Source organism: uncultured Nostoc sp., from assembly GCF_937863485.1.
In the GTDB taxonomy this organism is placed as follows: Bacteria; Cyanobacteriota; Cyanobacteriia; order Cyanobacteriales; family Nostocaceae; genus Nostoc.
On record NZ_CALMFY010000032.1, the window covers coordinates 40,287 to 55,509 of the forward strand.

The 15,223-nt window shown below is 40.1% G+C and carries 14 protein-coding genes; 3 read left to right on the plus strand and 11 right to left on the minus strand.

Going from position 1 to position 15,223, the window contains the following annotated elements; all coding sequences use genetic code 11:
- Positions 1–159: 159 nt before the first annotated feature.
- Positions 160–768: a hypothetical protein gene (locus Q0541_RS04605; protein WP_298906182.1), complete on the minus strand. Its 609-nt coding sequence runs from the start codon at positions 766–768 to the stop codon at positions 160–162.
- Between the two features lie 136 nt (positions 769–904).
- Here Q0541_RS04605 and Q0541_RS04610 point away from each other — a divergent pair, with 136 nt between their 5' ends.
- Positions 905–1,336 carry a biotin carboxylase gene (locus Q0541_RS04610; RefSeq protein WP_298906185.1) on the plus strand — a complete coding sequence of 144 codons (432 nt, stop codon included), beginning with the start codon at positions 905–907 and terminating at the stop codon, positions 1,334–1,336.
- Between the two features lie 82 nt (positions 1,337–1,418).
- On the opposite strand, the gene Q0541_RS04615 is transcribed toward Q0541_RS04610, so the two are convergent.
- The 3 genes from Q0541_RS04615 to upp all read right to left on the minus strand — a co-directional run bounded on the left by Q0541_RS04615 (position 1,419) and on the right by upp (position 2,889).
- Complete coding sequence (locus Q0541_RS04615) at positions 1,419–1,682, minus strand: YggT family protein (protein ID WP_273766003.1); 264 nt, start codon at positions 1,680–1,682, stop codon at positions 1,419–1,421.
- A 127-nt stretch (positions 1,683–1,809) separates the two neighbouring features.
- Positions 1,810–2,163: a hypothetical protein gene (locus Q0541_RS04620; protein ID WP_298906272.1), complete on the minus strand. Its 354-nt coding sequence runs from the start codon at positions 2,161–2,163 to the stop codon at positions 1,810–1,812.
- A 75-nt stretch (positions 2,164–2,238) separates the two neighbouring features.
- Complete coding sequence (upp, locus tag Q0541_RS04625) at positions 2,239–2,889, minus strand: uracil phosphoribosyltransferase (RefSeq protein WP_298906193.1); 651 nt, start codon at positions 2,887–2,889, stop codon at positions 2,239–2,241.
- A gap of 277 nt (positions 2,890–3,166) precedes the next feature.
- Here upp and crtH point away from each other — a divergent pair, with 277 nt between their 5' ends.
- Complete coding sequence (gene crtH, locus Q0541_RS04630; RefSeq protein WP_298906195.1) at positions 3,167–4,660, plus strand: carotenoid isomerase; 1,494 nt, start codon at positions 3,167–3,169, stop codon at positions 4,658–4,660.
- 478 nt (positions 4,661–5,138) lie between these two features.
- Here crtH and Q0541_RS04635 read toward each other — a convergent pair whose 3' ends face one another.
- Entirely contained in the window at positions 5,139–5,528 is a 390-nt protein-coding gene (locus Q0541_RS04635; protein WP_298906198.1) for a hypothetical protein, read from the minus strand.
- A gap of 57 nt (positions 5,529–5,585) precedes the next feature.
- Positions 5,586–6,428, minus strand: coding sequence for a hypothetical protein (locus Q0541_RS04640; RefSeq protein ID WP_298906200.1), 843 nt, complete (start codon positions 6,426–6,428; stop codon positions 5,586–5,588).
- A 408-nt stretch (positions 6,429–6,836) separates the two neighbouring features.
- Here Q0541_RS04640 and Q0541_RS04645 point away from each other — a divergent pair, with 408 nt between their 5' ends.
- The gene (locus Q0541_RS04645) at positions 6,837–8,180 is read left to right on the plus strand and encodes a serine hydrolase (protein WP_298906202.1); all 1,344 of its coding nucleotides are present in this window, start codon (positions 6,837–6,839) and stop codon (positions 8,178–8,180) included.
- Positions 8,181–8,320: 140 nt separating this feature from the next.
- Here the strand turns inward: Q0541_RS04645 and purT are convergent, their stop codons facing one another.
- From purT to Q0541_RS04670, 5 genes are all read right to left on the minus strand, one after another.
- Positions 8,321–9,484 (minus strand): formate-dependent phosphoribosylglycinamide formyltransferase, encoded by a 1,164-nt coding sequence (purT, locus tag Q0541_RS04650; RefSeq protein ID WP_298906204.1) that lies wholly within the window; start codon positions 9,482–9,484, stop codon positions 8,321–8,323.
- A gap of 65 nt (positions 9,485–9,549) precedes the next feature.
- A complete protein-coding gene (locus Q0541_RS04655; protein WP_298906274.1) occupies positions 9,550–10,032 on the minus strand; it encodes a pentapeptide repeat-containing protein in 483 nt (160 codons plus the stop codon).
- A gap of 155 nt (positions 10,033–10,187) precedes the next feature.
- Positions 10,188–11,957, minus strand: a complete 1,770-nt coding sequence (locus Q0541_RS04660; RefSeq protein ID WP_298906209.1) for an ABC transporter permease subunit — start codon at positions 11,955–11,957, stop codon at positions 10,188–10,190.
- 44 nt (positions 11,958–12,001) lie between these two features.
- A complete protein-coding gene (locus Q0541_RS04665) occupies positions 12,002–12,952 on the minus strand; it encodes an ABC transporter ATP-binding protein (RefSeq protein ID WP_298906277.1) in 951 nt (316 codons plus the stop codon).
- A gap of 485 nt (positions 12,953–13,437) precedes the next feature.
- Positions 13,438–14,997, minus strand: a complete 1,560-nt coding sequence (locus Q0541_RS04670) for an ATP-binding protein (RefSeq protein WP_298906212.1) — start codon at positions 14,995–14,997, stop codon at positions 13,438–13,440.
- Positions 14,998–15,223: the final 226 nt, after the last annotated feature.

Genomic DNA, 15,223 nt, shown 5'->3' on the forward strand with positions numbered 1-15,223 from the left:
ACGAGTATCAAAGACTCATCAACGGAGTTCAAAGGTGGATGAATGAGTATCAAAGACTCATTAACGGAGTTCAAAGGTGGATGAATGGAGTTTTAAGCCTGATTAATGAGTATCAAAGACTCAGCACGAGCATAAACGCCCTGCTATCCATGTACAGCACTACTTCTGAGGCCAGCGCCAATTGTAGCGATTCCATTCGTAGATGCCTTGAATTTCATACTCAGCGCCGTTGAAGAAGCGAACGACGCAGTTAGTAGAGGAATCATCGCCGTTGCTAATCTCCTCGACTTTGATCACCATACAGGGAAACCATTCGGGCTTACAAGGGCCATCCTCTTGCACCCATTCCCATAGTGCATTGGAAACTTCAATGCGATCGCCTACTCTTAACTTTAGTGCATCCTCAAAATAAGAATACTTATCAAAATGGTATGACTCAACACGATTCAGCCACTGTAAACCATAGCGTTGCCGGATAAATTGTACTCTTCCAGAGTCATTTTCCAGTAACCAGTCGTTGAGTAATTGCACTTTCCAAGTGCGGTTAAGTTGTTCTTCATCCTTAACAAACTGTAAAAATACTTCCAACTCCTCTGGATTTAGTTCGTCTAAGGGATTAGCAATACCTGACGCCCCAGAGGTATTTCCCTGAGTTTGCTCGACCACTTGCAGTAATATCTGTTTCTGCGTGTCAGTGAGAGGACAGCTTGCTGCATCACAATTATTAAAGGCTGCGAGCATAGCTGCTTCAATCTCATCTGGAGTCATAAGTTAATAGCAATTGAGGGTTTATTTCCCTAATTATTACAAATGTTAAATTAAAGTCTTCAATCCTGTTGTACTTAAAATCAGGTAAGCTGAGGCTATAAGTTACATATTGTTGGATTAAGTTACGGGGTCTTGTATGCGGTTGCGGTCACTCACGGTCATTTTTATTTCCTGTCTCATCACGTTTCTATCGTGGGTGATCACTCCCCCTGCTGTAGCGTTGACACAGATTAAATTATTTGATGTTTCTTATAAAGATTGTCCACCAGAACTAGCACAAGGGGCTGTGAGCAGTAGTGGTAGCGCGGCTGCCAATTGCTTTATTGTCATTGGTAAAGCAGAAAATGCTACTAATAAAACAGCTTACGACGCAGATATTTTTGGACGCATCTATGATGCCAACAATGACTCGGTGATGCAAAACCGCACTCGCTTAGGTTCTATTACCGAAGTTCCACCAGGTATTAGCGATTTTGAATTGAGAATTTCTGTGCCTGCGAATCAGCCTACTCCATTGAAGCTGAAGCAGTTTAAAGCAGCGGGATTTAGCGGTCAAGTCCGGCGTTAAGAGATAAGTTAAATCAGTCTAGGCTAACTAGCCCAGACTGAAAATCTTTTAATTGAACCTTGAGCAAACTGCAAATTCTGCTTTATGCGTAGGCTTGCAGACCACCTATCAAACCACTTACAAGTTGAAGCAGTATAATCGCTAACATTGGAGAAAAATCCATACCACCCAATGGGGGAATAATTCGGCGGAACAAATCCAGATAAGGGTCAGTTATCTGGCTCAAAGCAGAAAATGGCTGATTATACCAGTTAATTGTCGGGAACCAGGTCAATAAAACCCGAATAATTAGCAAAACAGTATAAATCTGGATGAAAGTAGCCAGAGTGGTAATCAGAAGGTACATGGATTTGTTGGTTTCCTACTAAGTGTCAAACGCGGTCTTATCTTTTAATTTTAATTTAGTCCATGTCATGGTGTTTGCCGATTCCACATTTACCACAGAAGACATTTTCACCACGCCTGAACGAATTTCAGGACTCCTTAGTGAGGGAGCGGTCATTGGTTGCTTCCGGTGAACCACCATTCACACTACCTAGTTGCTTTCGCACTTCATCAATTGTGGCATTTAGCTGGGCAATTTTATCTTCTAGCGATCGCCGGGCCGTTTCTATGCCGATATTCTCATTTTCGGAAGCTTTCATCTGACGCCGCCTAGCTGCTATTTTCCTAGCTTCGGCTTGGCTATCTGTCAGTTCTATGTCTTCCTGTGCTATCAATTGGGGATCGCGTCGAGAAGCAATCAGTGCCCCGATGACACCGCCAAATACACCACCGACAAACGCCCCTGCTACAAAACCACTGCCAAAACCATCTCGCTGACTCATATCTTTACCGCCTTCAACAAAGCTTGCAACTTTTACAGTAGTTATGCTATTTTCCTGCCCTAGCTGCATACTAGCTTAAGTCCCAAAGATGCGATCGCCTGCATCTCCCAATCCTGGTACAATATACCCCTTACTGTTAACTGTTTCGTCAATAGTCGCCGTGTAAACTATTAAACCTGGATAAGCTGCACTCAGTTTTTGCAAAGCTGGTGGAGCCGCTACTACACAAACAATCCGTATCAGGGCTGGATCAGCACCTCGTTGTGTCAATTCTGCCATTGCAGTCATTATCGACCCTCCTGTTGCCAACATTGGATCGGTAATTAACACTAGTGTTTCGGGGTCAAATTTTTCTGGTAACTTGTTCAGATAACAATGAGGTTGCAGTGTCTCTTCATCTCGTGCCAAGCCAAGATGGTAAATCGATGCCAAAGGTAGTAAAGTCTGCGCTCCCTCAAGTAATCCTAGTCCAGCCCGTAGAATCGGCACTACCGCCATAGGTACTTGTGGATTAATCACAGTTGCTGGACAGGTATCCAAGGGACTCTGCACCATTGTTTCTTGGGTCGGTAACCAGTCTCGCACAGCTTCATAAGTCAGCCATCTTCCCAACTCAGTCATCGCACTGCGAAATAATACTGAAGGCGTGCCAGCATCACGGGCAACTGCCAGCCAGTGTTTGATCAGGGGATGGGGTGGAACATAAACACGCAATTGTAGCGTCATAGTCAGAATTTGGCGCTTTTTTATTGTATGAGAACTGAAACACCATAATACTCTTTCCTGTATCCGGCTGACACTTAAAATTAACACTCTCAAATTTATTGATAAAACTTTTCATTAATAGTTGACATTGATTCTCAATCAAGGCTATATTGTTCTACAGTGTTCTCCTCTCTTTTAAGGATCGGCAGACGGGATTAGTCAGCAGCAGCAGACTCGTCCCTCTTTTTTGTCATTGGGTATTGGAAAATAAACAAAGGACTAATGACAAAAGACAAAAATGCAAGATATTGATGCGATCGTGATTGGGTCTGGTATTGGCGGATTAGTAACAGCGACCCAGTTAGCGGCGAAGGGAGCAAAAGTGCTGGTACTGGAACGTTATTTGATTCCAGGTGGTAGCGCCGGTTATTTTGAACGCCAAGGCTATCGATTCGATGTTGGTGCATCGATGATTTTTGGATTGGGACAGAACGGTACTACTAACTTACTCACTCGTGCATTATCAGCTGTAAATGTCAGCCAAGAAGCGATCGCAGATCCGGTGCAAATTCACTACCATCTACCCCAAGGTTTAAACCTGAAGGTTGACCGGGTTTATGAAAAATTTTTGCAAAATCTTATTGCTCATTTTCGCCATGAAGAAGAGGGGATTCGTCGCTTTTATGACGAATGCCAAAAAGTATTCAAGTGCCTCAACAGCATGGATTTGCTGTCGCTGGAAGAACCTCGGTATCTACTGCGGGTATTTTTCCAACATCCTTTAGCATGTCTCGGTTTAGTTAAGTATCTGCCTCAAAATGCTGGGGATTTTGCCAGACGCTACATCAAAGATCCCCAATTATTGAAATTTATCGATATGGAATGTTATTGCTGGTCAGTGGTTCCATCGCACATGACACCAATGATTAATGCTGGGATGGTCTTTTCTGACAGGCATTATGGCGGAGTGAACTATCCTAAAGGCGGAGTGGGACAAATTGCCCAAAAACTGGTGCAAGGTCTAGAGAAGGCTGGAGGTAAGATTCAGTACCAAGCTAGAGTCACGAAAATTCTCACAGAACAGGGAAAAGCGGTAGGTGTGCAACTGGCTAATGGTAAACTATATCGGGGTAAACGCATAGTTTCTAATGCTACACGCTGGGATACATTTGAACAATTACTACCAGCAGAAGAAATACCAGATAATGAGAAAAATTGGCAACAAAATTATCAAAAATCTCCAAGCTTCTTGAGTTTGCACATCGGGGTAAAAGAGTCAGTTTTGCCTGCGGGGACAGAGTGCCACCATATTTTATTGGAAGATTGGGAAAAGATGACAGCAGCAGAAGGGACAATTTTTGTTTCGATTCCCACATTGCTTGACCCAGATTTAGCACCAAGTGGATATCATATCATCCATGCCTTCACGCCTCACTGGATTGATGATTGGCAAGAACTTTCTGTGAGTGAGTACGAAGCGAAGAAAGAAGAGGCGGCTTGGCGAATTATTGACCGCCTAGAGGAGATTTTTCCAGGCTTAGATGCTGGATTGGATTATTTGGAGGTAGGCACACCCCGCACCCATCGCCGCTTTTTGGGTCGTGAGGATGGCACATATGGGCCAATTCCTCGGCGCAAGTTGTGGGGGTTATTGAAGATGCCCTTTAATCGCACAGCTATTCCAGGACTTTATTGTGTAGGGGATAGTACCTTTCCGGGTCAAGGATTGAATGCAGTCGCTTTTTCTGGGTTTGCTTGCGCCCACCGCATTGCTGTAGATTTAGGATTTTAATGTGTATCGTGGTAGTCCCTACACTCAACTCTTAGTGAGGTGGAGATGGACAGCGGTCAAAAATACTACAATAAAAATTGCAAATCGACTAACTGAAAATACGAATGCAGCACTTCGGTGTATTTCACTAGTGTCAACTTAAGCCCAAAGCTCGTTAAAACCTCGTTTCTAGCCTCCGGCTGGAAATACTTTTCAAAGTGGCTCTGCCGCGAGTAAAGGAGGCGGCAGCCCCAAAATATGCATTCCCAGTCAGAGACTCTTAACAAGGGACTTCCAAATAAAAAAGTATCCCAAAACTGACGCAAAAATCCTCTTTATATTCTCCTCTCTGTGTTCTCTGCGTCTTTGTGGCAAGCCGCTCCGCATCTACGTTTATTTGGATAATTTATTTCTTGGAAATCTCCAAGGTAAACGAGGTAATTTTGAATTTTCAATTTCATTATCCAAAATCCAAAATTTAAAATTTAAAATTCGGTGATTATAGGAATAGCCTACGCAAAAAGCCTAGTAAGCGGATAGCAAAATCTATGTTTACCTGAGTTTTACGTGCAGTGTTGATTTCTTGTAAGATTTTCTGCATCTGTGCTAGATTTTCTTGATTTATTCCGATGATACTAACATTTATAATCGCTGCTCTTACACTATTGAGAGTAAGTTTGCATTCGGTAAGCGCTAACTCCAACTTGTTTATTTGCTTCCAATTTCTCTGATTTTGCGCGTTTAAAAGCTCAAATTGAAGCTGAGAGCGAATATCAAATAATTTTTCTTCTGTCTTATTGAGTTGTTCTAAATTGATTTGATTGCCAGGGATTGCTTGAAAGTGAGAAATTATTTCTGCAAAAGTATTTAAAATTTTATCGTTTGCCATGATTTATATATTCAGTTAAATTGCGAACATTTTTCATGACTAGTTGCACCCGAAAAATTATTGGCATAATTGAGATGTTTGTGGTTGTATTTGTCTGTTTCTGAGAGATACTTCTTTCATAAATTCTTTCAATACTTTATCTTCGTTTACTTCTTTTTCTAGAGTGTTAATCTTTATGAGTGTCAAGCTGTAGTCGTTACTACTGAAACTAGTAGCTACCCCAACAATCTGAGTAACTTTAGCAGCAAGAACTTCAAAGTTAAGATTAGGGTAATCATCAATAAGTTCTGATAGTTTTCTTCCAGTGTCAGCCGCTACCAAAAGTTTAAAGATAGATTCATTCAAACTTTGTTGTTCATAAAAATTAACTTTTCGCCACTCATCTATCTGTTTAGCAACTTGACGCTTAATTTCTTCTGCTTCTGGTTGTGAGGATATACTTAAATTTCTATACTGTTCACCAAGACGCTTTAGTTCAAAGCTAATGAGTACGCGTTCTGGATTGCTTGGTCTTGGTGGTCTTTCCTGAATTCTTTTGGCTAAAAGCAGCATCTTTACTGTTAAACATCGTGCCGGTTGGGCAGTTTTAGCAACTATCCTTGCACTTTCATAATCAATTGTTTCAAGCTTGTTAAATACCTCTGCCGCTGTGTCATATTCTGCTTTCAAATCATCGAGTACTTGATCAACATCTGATGGCTGGATATTTTGCTGACTTTCTCCTGTAATAATTCTATTTACTTCTCTAGGAATTTCAAATTGAATACTGGTATCATTTAGTAATCTTTCAATAACTAAATTATCATCTCTAGGTAGATCATCAAGTTGATAGATTTTCTTCACCGATGTAATAGCATCAGCCGCGCGATCGCGAAAATTCTCCGCAGTTACTTGCAGCATTGCTCTTTTTTGAGGCGTACAACCGCTGATTGTGAAACTGATAGTACAGGCTACTATCCAAAATTTCCATAGGCTGAATTTCTGGATATGGGAAACTCTCATCAGCATACTTAAGCAGGTTTAGATATATTTAATACTTTTTAGCTACCATTAGATAATCCAGTATGGAAATAATTAAAAAGCTAACTACGTCCGAATTAAATCTTTTCTCAATTAGCTGCAATTTTCAGAGACACTATTCACTAACCTTGGAGGATCAGAGAATGCTCATATACTGGTTAAATTAAACACTTATAACAGATGCTTTTTCGTATAAACACATAATTTACAAAACTTTTCATAATTGTGCTTTAATGGTGAGCGGTTTTTGTTTTCCAAGAATCTTCCTCACACACAAAGCGATTACCGATGCTCCTCACACACAAAGAAAACATTTTAAAATTTAGCTGGCTTCTACCCAGCTTCTTAAGCTTGTTTCTGTTTGGCTCCACTGTCAAAGCTACTGCGATCGCTAATTGGCATTTTGATAGCAATCGTAATCATCTGGATTTCACCACAGATGAAAATGTTCAACCCCAAGTAGAATTACTTACCAATCCTACCCGTCTGGTAATTGATTTACCTGGAGTTACACTAAGATATCCACAGACTAGTCAAAGAGTAGGGTTAGTAATTAAAGACATTAGCATCGCGCAGTTGAACGCAGATACTACCCGCATGGTAGTTACCTTAGCAGCCGGTTACACCTTCGACCTAGCACAGGTGAAGCTGCAAGAGGAATCTGCAAATCATTGGTCTGTGCAGTTACCCAAACCAGTACCACTGACTGCAACCCAGCCGAAATCTCTGGAAATAACTCCTAGTATTTTTCCAACAGTAAATGATAACAGCACTCTGTTTGCTGGCGTGGTTCCCATGCATTTACCGATGAAAGTGCTGGAACCTCAAATTAAAGCCTTGATGAGTCGCTATAGTTTCCTTAAAACAGGAATGTTTTTCCTGGATTTGGATACTGGGGATTATTTGGATATTGGAGGCGATCGCGTTTTCCCCGCTGCTAGTACGATTAAATTGCCAATTCTCATTGCCTTTTTCCAAGATTTAGATGCTGGTAAAGTCAGCCTAAATGAAATGCTCACCATGCGGCGTGACTTAGTAACTAATGGTTCTGGAACTATGCAGTATGAGCGAGTTGGCAAGAAGTATACAGCTTTGGAAACCATCACTAAGATGATAACCATCAGTGACAATACCGCCACCAACATGATTATTGATCGTTTAGGTGGAGCAGGGCGACTAAATCAGCGCTTCCGTAACTGGGGACTGAAAGACACAGTAATTCGGCATCTTTTGGCTGACTTGAGAGGAACCAACACCACAAGTTCTCAAGATATGGCGCGGGTGCTGGCTTTAGTTGTGAATAACAAGCTAGTTTCTCCACAAAGTCGGGAGCAAGCTTTAGATATTCTGCGTCACACCACAATTCACACACTGCTTCCCGCAGGTTTGGGGAAAGGTGCTGTCATCGCTAATAAAACCGGAGATATCGGGTTTCTCATCGGCGATGCGGGATTTGTGACTATGCCAAATGGTAAGCGTTACTTGGCCGCAATCTTCGTGACACGTCCGTATAAGGACACGAGGGGAAGAGACTTTATCCGTCAAGTTTCCCAGCTTGTTTACGATTACCTGAATCAACTGAACCCGGTTGCTGCGGTTGATTCGCCTAACGCTTTTATAACCACTCTTTAAACGTTAAGTAATTGATGCGGGTGTAGGGTGTGTTACGGTTTCCGTAACGCACCAAAAGCCTGAAATGATGCCATACTCTCAGCGATAACATACCCTACAACTACAGTAGTTTTATATTTAATTCAACCCAGCTACTTGGATTAGATAATTGTGATTTTACTTGCTGCTCTAGTAGCTTTTTCCCTAGCTTCTTGGACATTAACACCCTTCGCTAAAGCTACGCCCATTCGCCGATATGGATGAGCATTAGGTTTACCAAATAATCTAATATCTACATCTTTTTCTGACAAAGCATCGGCTACACCGCTAAAAGCAATAGAATCAGATTTTTCGGAAGCTAAAATTACCGCACTAGCTGATGATCCAAGCTGTTCTATATGAGGAATTGGCAAGTCTAAAATAGCTCTTAAATGTAGTTCAAATTCATTAAGATTTTGTGAAATTAATGTCACCATACCCGTATCATGCGGTCTGGGAGAAAGTTCAGAAAAAATCACTTCATCTTTGGTAATGAAAAACTCAACGCCAAAAATTCCGGCTCCTCCTAAAGCATCAGTGACTTTTATGGCTATTTCTCTTGCTTTTAATATCTTGTCTTCCGAAATTAGCGCCGGTTGCCACGATTCTTGATAATCGCCTCTTTCTTGGCGATGACCAATAGGAGAACAGAAAATTGTGGGTGCATTCCACTGTTTAATTGTTAGTAAAGTTATCTCGATTTCAAAGCTAATAAATTCTTCGACGATCACCTTTTGACTGTCACCTCTAGAATTAGCGATCGCATAATTCCAAGCTTTCTCAACTTCACTTTTTTCTTGCACGACAGACTGACCTTTACCAGAGGATGACATCACAGGTTTAACAACATTACTAAACCCAATTTCATCTGAAACTGCAATCAATTCTTCCAGAGTTGTTGCATAACCATATTTAGCCGTTCTGATGCCTAATTTTTGATGTGCCAGCTCCCGAATTCTATCACGATTCATTGTATAGTTAGTAGCAGCCGCAGTCGGTATAACTGTAATTCCTCGCTGTTCAAATTCAATCAGTTTTTCTGTTCTGATTGCTTCAATTTCTGGTATAATAATATTTGGCTGATGTTTTGTCACTATAGCTTCTAAATCATCAGCACTGAGCATAGAAATAACTTCATAAGCATCAGCAACTTGCATCGCTGGAGCATTAGCGTAGCGGTCAACGGCAATCACATAATTACCAAGACGTTGAGCAGCGATCGCAAATTCCTTACCTAGTTCTCCTGAACCCAACAACATCAATTTTTGGGGCAACTTAATACTCATTAACTTATCCAGGTCAATCTCAATTTAATCATCTTATAATTTTGGGTGTTTTAATTACCATCTTCTCAAGAATTAAATCTAGCTCCGCGCAGTTGTAAATCTTGACGTTGTAGCTGAGTTAAACCAGTACCTACGCCAAGTTGACACTTATTTACTAGAGTATCTAACCAAATAGTTTCGTTAAGAGTTGCACCTTGTAAATCTGCATTTCTCAAGTCGGCTTTTGTAAAATTTGCAAATAAGAGGTCTGCATTGACTAAACTACTACCTTGTAGATTTGCTTCTGATAAATTTCCTCGAATCAAGTTTACCCCATCTAAAATTAAACTAGATAAATCTGCTCCTATAAGATTAGGAAACTTTAGCTGACTTGGATATTTAAAAAACCGCATCATACATATGATGTTTGCTTCATTTAGGCGGATTTTGGTTAAAAACTCATAACGAGCTATGCCCAAATTCTTAAGAATTTGTAGACGCTGTGAAGGACTTTGTTCTAAAAACTGGATAGCTGTGTAGCGTAAGTCTTGAGTCGGGAGATTTAGCATAATTTTTAGCTCACTGTGATATTTGTGCTGATTAAAAATTTCACCGACAATTTTGGCAAATAATAGATAATATAGCATCCTGAAATCATTCATGAAAAACAAGATCCCCGACAACTTTTACGAAGTCGGGGATCTAACATGTCTCAACTACTTACCTAACGTCCTGCCAATAATGCTTTCGTAGCAGATTCGCCTGCTAATCTCACTTGCCTTGCCAACTGGAAGTTTAACAACGCTAGAACACTCAAATCAGCTAAGAGTGCCATGAAAACTGTTGTCGCCCCAGCGGATTCTACAGCTGCCCAAGGAAAAGTTGTAAACATCCATACAGTAGAATGTTTCCACGAGGAGATACCGATAAATTCTAGAATCATCGGTGGTAAGAACACGGTTGCACCTAAAGTCCCAATTGCCCAGAAAGAACGTTTAGGAGTTTTCAACAAAAGTATCAATTGGGTGATGGTAGCGTAAATCATCATTAAGCTGATAGACAAAGCTATAGTTAAAAGTACTTTAAACCTGTCAATATCGTTAACTATCCAAGTTCGCCCATCGTTTGCGTCAACAATAGATGTAAGTGAAAGCCAAACTAACCAGGGAATAGTAACAATTGTTAAATTAATTGCGATCGCCACGAGTGCAGGGCTTTTTTCGGCCCAAATTAGATCCTGCCAAACACTCTTGTGGCTAGAAACTCCCTGATGTCGATATCTTGCCCAATCTTGTACATCTTGACGGTGAGGGGAAAGAACCGCAATTAAACTTAAAATCAACACCAAGTTGTACACTGCCAGTAAAACGAAATTTTCTGCAACCTGTTCATCCCATCTGTGATTATTATTACCATTTTTGAGGGCAAATCCCCATATCATCAACTGGTAAAAAGCTACTAGTAAATAACTTTGCTTCTTACTGATTATTGAAGCTTGAGGATTACGGAAGCAACGTTTAAGAGCGTGCAAAATACCGTAACTGCACAATCCAAAGTTTAATAAATGCAAGCCAACAACACTAACAATACTTGTCCCTAATGGTAAATAGAAAAACTGCAAGTTTTTCAGGGGAGAACCCTTGTATAAATGGAACAAGTTAGGAAATAGATAATTTGTTGCATCCCAAGGAGCAAACAGCCTCAACCAAGACGTTGAATTATACCAAGCGGCTGAATTATCAAATGATGCTATCTGAAACGTTGTCAACAAAAAAAGGAAAACTGCACCACTACCTAACCAAGGCTGAAAACCACTAAACCACCGACTAACTAAGCTAAATAATAGTGCAGCACTGTAGAAGAAAATACAGCTAGCAGCAAGAATCGCGTAATAACTCAAAATGTAACTAAAGGCAATTTTGGCAGAACGCCCAGCCCACAAATGTAAAGGAACTGCTACTAAGACGATCAGATAAATTAAACTGGGAACTCCTAGCAACTTGCCAGTCAATATAGTTGTTTCTGATTGGGGACTGAGACGGATGAAATTCAGTGTACCGCGAGTTTCTTCTTTGGCTAAATCGTTGATTAGCAAATAAGTTCCTGCAACTAATAGTGTAAATACAAAAATTACACTAAATGTTAGGAATATATATTCACAGTGATTTCGCCACCACAACTGCCAATCAATTTCGTTTTGGGGACAAAAGTTATTTAAAAGAAAATCATTGAAATCAGAAAGTTGAGATTGATTTGATTGCTGGTAAATCTGTTTTTCTTGCTGCTGGTATACTTGACGCAGATTACAGTATGTGCCAGTTAGCGGGTATTTATCATCAGGAAACTCGCGCAACTGATATAAAAAAACTACCAGTTGCACCAGTATGGATGTTGCAACTGCGATCACTACATTAAAAAATTTCAGCCGTCCTTTGAGTTCCCGGAATAGTTGCGGATTCCAATCACCAATTTTGTCTATTAAATTGAGCATCATAGGAAAAAAATCTCCAAAAATGGGGAGTGATATTTATTGACTAATCAAGATGCTTGTTTGTGACCTAATTTAAGGAAAATAGTTTCTAAGTCTTCTTGTGTGCAGTGAAAATCAGTTAGGGGAATGCCTGCTTTGATCAGCGATCGCAACAACTCAGCACTATCTTCTTCTTTCCCCGAAAAATTCACCCGCACGCTGTTTTTTCCTGGAATCACCTCCCACTCTTCTACTAAAGGATGATGTTTCAATTCCCTTAAAAGTGCCTCTAGATTTCCCAAAGTTGATATCACAATTTGCTGGTGGGCAAGACGTTGATAAAGTTGTTGTAACGAGGTACTTTCTACCAAGAAGCCAAGTTCCATAATTCCTACAGAAGTACACAGTTCTGCTAAATCACTGAGAACGTGCGAGGAAATGATTACAGTCATCCCAGCTTCTTGCAAAGCTTTAATGATTTCGCGAAAGTGCATCCTAGCAATGGGGTCAAGTCCTGAAACAGGCTCATCCAGTAGTAGTAAAATCGGTTCGTGGATAATGGTTCGCGCTAAACTTAAGCGCTGTTTCATCCCCCGCGACAGAGTAACTATTTGGCTATTGCGTTTATTACCAAGTTGGATTAGTTCTAAAACTTCATGCAGGCGTTGAGTACGGCGTGGTTCTCGCAAGCGATAGAGACGCGCAAAATAATCTAGGTAATCCCAGACTGTCAAATCCTCATACAGCGGGTAGTCATCGGGTAAGTAGCCTAGACGACGCTTAAGTTTGAAATTACTCTTGTCACGGAGTAGGCGATCGCCATTAATATAAATCTCACCCGTAGTTGGTTCCTCAGCAGTTGCCAACATTCGGATGAGAGTTGTTTTACCCGCACCATTCGGCCCAATCAGTCCATATACTTCCCCCGCCTGGATTTCTAAATCAATATCATTGACAGCAACGTGTCGGTCAAATTGCTTAGTTAGTCCACGGGTGCAAATTGCTAATTCTTTTACCATCGCTGCTGGGGGGCGGCTTGTGATTAACACTTAACCTAACCTGTTTTTACAACTTCTGTCAGGCTTGTTTCAGAAATTGAAACTGGCTTTAAGGGACTTCCAAAGAATAAATTATCCCAAGAAAATCAAGAAACAATATTTACTTGATAATGATAATCATTAAAATCGTTGGTTTTTAACTTTGGTTGTGATCAAGAGTAATTTAGATGCGTTTGCCCTGGATTGTTGGGTTTATCCGAAAAGTATTGGGTTAGCAGGAGCGATCGCTATGGTTTTTGGTCAAATTAAATCTATGATTTTCATAACTTTCACTTGCCCCAAAGGCTTGAGGGCTATAACCCACTATGCCTTGTTAAAGCAATTTATACAGCTATATATCAAAAATCAGAAAAATCAGATTCATTTACAGCAAAGTTTACAAGTATGAAGAATTTGGCTTAAAGAACTGCCTCTTCGTTGAAAAGCTGGAGACATGATACCAAGCGTTAGAAATTTGACACAAGTTGAATCAGAGGAATACGAATAATAAACTCAGCACCAATTCCTGGTTGGGAAATGCATTCTAAAGAACCGCGATGTTTTTGTGTGATAATTTGGTAACTAATAGCCAGTCCCATCCCTGTACCTTGTCCAACAGGCTTGGTCGTAAAAAAGGGATTAAATATTTGCTTTAAAGTATCTTCTGGTATTCCTAGCCCATTGTCGGCAATGCTAATAGTGACTTGATCTGGTTCTAGAAATTGGGTGCGAATATAAATTCGGGGATTATCCATTTTATTGTATTTTGTTGTCCACCGACCTTTAATTGCTGAATCTTCTAAAGCATCGAGTGCATTCACTAAAATATTCAGAAATACTTGGTTTAACTGCCCAGAATAACATTCAACTAAGGGGAGGCTACCGTATTCTTTGATCACCTCAATTTGTAGGCGCTGGTTAGCAGGGTTGAGGCGGCTTTGAATGATCATTATCGTACTATCAATTCCCTCATTAATATTAACTGCTTTCATTTCAGCCTCGTCTAAGCGTGAGAAAGTCCGCAGGGAAAGAACAATATCTCGTATCCGCTCTGCTCCTATCATCATCGATTTGAATAATTTGGGGAAGTCTGACCTTAAAAAATCTAGTTCAATGAAATTTGTAAACTCCTCAATTGCCTTAATTGATTGGGGATAATGTCTTTGGTAGATATCTAATAGTGAAAATAAATTTTGGGTGTATTCATCAGCTGATTTCAGATTGCCGTAAATAAAGCTAACTGGATTGTTAATTTCATGGGCAATTCCAGCCACTAATTGCCCCAAACTGACCATTTTCTCATTTTGAATTAACTGAACTTGAGCCTGCTGTAATTCTTTGAGAGCTGCCGCGAGTTCTTCTTTCTGACTTTGAGTTTGTTTGAGTAATTCCGCTTGCTGTAATGCTACACCTAGTTGAGAAGCAATTTGGCTAAGTATATATACTTCATCTGTTTGCCATTTTCGAGGTGCATCGTTTTGGTAAACTGCTAGCAGTCCCCAAAGTTGTTGACTTTGATAAATAGCAGTAATCACGTAAGCTCTTGCCTGGCATTGCTCTAAAATTTTCAGGTAGCACTTACTAAAGCCAGCACTGTAAACATCGTAACAAACACGATAAGTTTCATTTTGAGAAAAGCGTCCTCCTTGTGTGTTTTGTAAATAAGTATCCACAATTGGAGGAATAGATAAATTTTTCAAGCTACATTCGCTGACATTTTCTACTATTTCTGGTTGATCCACTTGCTGCTGAATTAGAGGTAACCACCCTTGTGCCAAGGATTCAGAGACAAATGTTCCACTCCAATCTGGATTGAAACGATATAAAATTACGCGGTCAGAGTTGAACAATTGCCTAATTTCTTGAGTAGTTGTCTGAAAAATATATTCTAAGTTAAGAGATTGACGGATTTTTTCAACGGTGATAGCAACAATCCTCTGAGAATTTGCTGCTTTGAGTGCTTCTATTTCTAGTAATTCTACAGGCTGAGAACTGGCTTTTTCTAAGTTTTTATTGGGCTGTAACATGATTTTAGATAAGAGTTTAAGATAATTAACAATCAGTCTAGTATTAAAGTTTGAAAAAGGAAACTGGCGGCAAATCTAAGCCTTGATTGTGTGAAGCCATAAATATACTAGACGCAACAAAAATCAACTTTTACCTATAGTTCCCTTGTTCTGCTTCAAAATTAAAATTCTACTGGGAAATTGCAGTGTAATTAACTCAGTATAAATACGGGTATAATACATGCTA

What these genes read in the sequence shown, in the direction of transcription:
- Q0541_RS04605 (WP_298906182.1), bottom strand. Translation starts at nt 768, where the DNA reads ATGACTCCAGATGAGATTGAAGCAGCTATGCTCGCAGCCTTTAATAAT.
- Q0541_RS04610 (WP_298906185.1), top strand. Translation starts at nt 905, where the DNA reads ATGCGGTTGCGGTCACTCACGGTCATTTTTATTTCCTGTCTCATCACG.
- Q0541_RS04615 (WP_273766003.1), bottom strand. Translation starts at nt 1,682, where the DNA reads ATGTACCTTCTGATTACCACTCTGGCTACTTTCATCCAGATTTATACT.
- Q0541_RS04620 (WP_298906272.1), bottom strand. Translation starts at nt 2,163, where the DNA reads ATGAGTCAGCGAGATGGTTTTGGCAGTGGTTTTGTAGCAGGGGCGTTT.
- upp (WP_298906193.1), bottom strand. Translation starts at nt 2,889, where the DNA reads ATGACGCTACAATTGCGTGTTTATGTTCCACCCCATCCCCTGATCAAA.
- crtH (WP_298906195.1), top strand. Translation starts at nt 3,167, where the DNA reads ATGCAAGATATTGATGCGATCGTGATTGGGTCTGGTATTGGCGGATTA.
- Q0541_RS04635 (WP_298906198.1), bottom strand. Translation starts at nt 5,528, where the DNA reads ATGGCAAACGATAAAATTTTAAATACTTTTGCAGAAATAATTTCTCAC.
- Q0541_RS04640 (WP_298906200.1), bottom strand. Translation starts at nt 6,428, where the DNA reads ATGCTGCAAGTAACTGCGGAGAATTTTCGCGATCGCGCGGCTGATGCT.
- Q0541_RS04645 (WP_298906202.1), top strand. Translation starts at nt 6,837, where the DNA reads ATGCTCCTCACACACAAAGAAAACATTTTAAAATTTAGCTGGCTTCTA.
- purT (WP_298906204.1), bottom strand. Translation starts at nt 9,484, where the DNA reads ATGAGTATTAAGTTGCCCCAAAAATTGATGTTGTTGGGTTCAGGAGAA.
- Q0541_RS04655 (WP_298906274.1), bottom strand. Translation starts at nt 10,032, where the DNA reads ATGCTAAATCTCCCGACTCAAGACTTACGCTACACAGCTATCCAGTTT.
- Q0541_RS04660 (WP_298906209.1), bottom strand. Translation starts at nt 11,957, where the DNA reads ATGATGCTCAATTTAATAGACAAAATTGGTGATTGGAATCCGCAACTA.
- Q0541_RS04665 (WP_298906277.1), bottom strand. Translation starts at nt 12,952, where the DNA reads ATGGTAAAAGAATTAGCAATTTGCACCCGTGGACTAACTAAGCAATTT.
- Q0541_RS04670 (WP_298906212.1), bottom strand. Translation starts at nt 14,997, where the DNA reads ATGTTACAGCCCAATAAAAACTTAGAAAAAGCCAGTTCTCAGCCTGTA.